Origin of the sequence: Nonomuraea turkmeniaca, from assembly GCF_005889735.1 — a bacterium.
GTDB classification, from domain to species: Bacteria; Actinomycetota; Actinomycetes; order Streptosporangiales; family Streptosporangiaceae; genus Nonomuraea; species Nonomuraea turkmeniaca.
In genome coordinates this window covers 1-2,718 of record NZ_VCKY01000479.1, presented here as the reverse complement: position 1 = coordinate 2,718, position 2,718 = coordinate 1, and the positions used below count along the sequence as shown (strand labels likewise).

The 2,718-nt window shown below is 72.0% G+C and carries 1 protein-coding gene; it reads left to right on the top strand.

Going from position 1 to position 2,718, the window contains the following annotated elements; translation table 11 throughout:
• Positions 1-2,718, top strand: a 2,718-nt coding sequence (locus ETD86_RS53775) for an FtsK/SpoIIIE domain-containing protein (RefSeq protein WP_281287124.1), incomplete at both ends; no start/stop codon positions are given.

Genomic DNA, 2,718 nt, shown 5'->3' with positions numbered 1-2,718 from the left:
GGCTGGGGACGTACATCATCGGCTCCGATCCGATGTGCGCGATCGCCGCCGCCGACCCGGCGCTCGCCCCGGAGGCGGTGACCGTACGGGTGACGCCGGACGGGATCACCGTGGAGCGCACGTGGCAGCAGCCGGATGCGGCGCCCAAGCTCAAGCTCAAGGGGCGGTGGGCCGATGAGGTCGCCGAGCTGACGGCGCGGGTCGCCGAGCGGGAGGCGGCCGAGTACGCGGCCGGCTACGAAGAGGTGCCCGAGCTCGACGGCCGGCCGCTCGCCGAGCCCGTCGAATGGTCCGACCAGGCGGTGCTGACCTGCGGTTCCTCGGTCTTCGTGCTGACCTCCATCGAGCCCAAGGACGCGCACCTGACGCCCAGGAGCGAGGGCGGCGTGGCCTACAACCGCCCGCCGAGGCTCCGGCGCCCTGAGCCCGGGCGCAAGTTCGTCCGGCCGAAAGAGCCGACCAGGAACGAGGGCCTGCGCCTGCAACTGCTGGCCGCGTTCCTGCCGGCGGCGTTGGGGCTGACGCTGGCATTCGCGCTCAAGCAGTGGTATTACCTGCTCATCGCGCTGATGACGCCGATCATGATGATCGGCCAGTGGTGGAGCGACCGCCGCCACGGCAAGAAGAAGCACAAGAAGGCGATCAAGGAGTACAAGGAGCGGCTCCAGGCGTACGACGAGGCGGTCGAGCGCGCCCGGGTGGCCGACGAGGCCGCCCGCCGAGCCGACGCCCCGGACCCCGCGCAGGTGCTGCTCACGGCCACGGGGCCGCGCAGGCGATTGTGGGAGCGCAGGATCCACGACTCCGACGCGCTCCGGCTGCGGGTCGGGCTCGCCGACCTGCCCGCCAACCTGGAGCTGTCGGAGGAGCAGGGCGGGCCCATCGATCCGCCGATCTGCCGGTCCGTGCCGGTGGCGCTGCCGATGCGGCGGCTGGGCGTGGCAGGCGTCACCGGGCCGCGAGCCGTCGCGGCCGGCCTGACGAGCTGGCTGATCGCCCAGGCCGCGACCCTCCACAGCCCCCGCGACCTGGCCATCGTGGTGGTGTCGGCGCACCCCGACGCGGAGCACCGCTGGGGCTGGATGCGCTGGCTGCCGCACTGCGCGCCGCGCGCCGGCGAGGAGTGCGTGGCGCTGGTGGGCACCGACCCCGAGTCGGCCGCGCGCCGCGTCTCCGAGCTCGCCGCTCTCATCGACGAGCGCCAGAACACCACGATCCCCGAGCTCGGCAAGATTCCCAGCGGCTGGGACGACCTAGGTGGTCCGGAGAAGCCCTCCTTCTCCTCCTATGACGTACGCCCCTACGACGTGCTGGTGATCCTCGACGGAGCCCAGGTGCTGCGCGGCCTGCCCAACATGCCGCAGGTGCTGCGCCAGGGGCCGCGTTCGGGGGTGTACACGCTCGCCATCGACGACGATCAGCGCCTGCTTCCGGAGGAGTGCCAGACGGTGGCCGCGTGCGGCGGCGACGGCTTCGTCCATCTGCTCGGCGGCGGGCTCGACGCCATCGGTCCGGTGCTGGGTGACTTCGTGTCGGCCGCCTGGTCCGACCGCCTGGCCAGGTCGCTGTCCCCGATCCGCGACGTGAGCAGAGACGATCCGGCGGGCAATCTGCCCGGCGCGATCCGCCTGCTCGACCTGATGGGCATGCCCGACCCCTCGGGCAAGGAGCTGGCCGCCCGATGGCGCGACCGTGGCACCACGCGCGCGCTGATCGGCGTCGGCCCCGAGGGTCCGTTCTCGGTCGACCTCACCCTCGACGGCCCGCACGGCCTGATCGCCGGCACCACGGGTGCGGGCAAGTCGGAGCTGCTGCAGACGCTGATCTGCGCCCTGGCGGTGGCCAACCGGCCCGACCAGCTGACGTTCGTGCTGATCGACTACAAGGGCGGGGCCGCGTTCAAGGAGTGTGTACGCCTGCCGCACACGGTCGGCATGGTCAGCGACCTCGACGGCCATCTGACGCAACGGGCGCTCGACTCGCTGGCGGCGGAGATCCGCCGCAGGGAGCGCCTGCTGCTGAAGGCCGGGGCCAAGGACATCGACGACTACGCGGGTGCCGTCCCGCTGCCGCGGTTGGTGCTGATCATCGACGAGTTCGCCGCTCTGGTGGCCGAGCTGCCCGACTTCGTCACTGGCCTCGTGGACATCGCCCGCAGAGGCCGCTCGCTGGGCGTCCACCTGATCCTGGCCACGCAGCGCCCGGCGGGCGTGGTGACCGCCGACATCCAGGCCAACACGTCGCTGCGCATCGCGCTACGCGTGACGGAGCCCTCCGAGTCTTCGGACGTCATCGACCTGCCCGACGCGGCCCACATCTCCAAGTCCACACCAGGACGCTGCTACATCCGTTCTGGTGTGGGCTCGGCAACCGCCGTCCAGACGGCCAGAGTCGGGGGCCGTAGCCCGGTCCGGCCCGGGTCGTCACCGGGCACTCTCAGCGGACCGGAGTCGTCGCCTGGACCCCACGGCCCCACCGGGGCGTCCCAGGGCCCGCTCGCCATCACCCGGCCGCCCCAAGGCCCATACGACATCACGCGGCCGCCCCACGACCCGTACGACGCGGCGACCGGCAACATACGGGTGCTGGATATGAACTGGCTCTCCCTGGGCAAACCCCTCCCGCCCCCTCCGGAACTGGAGGAGGAATCGACGGTCACGGACCTCACATTTCTCGCCGACGCGCTCAACGAGGCCGCGCACCTGGACGGTCTAGTGG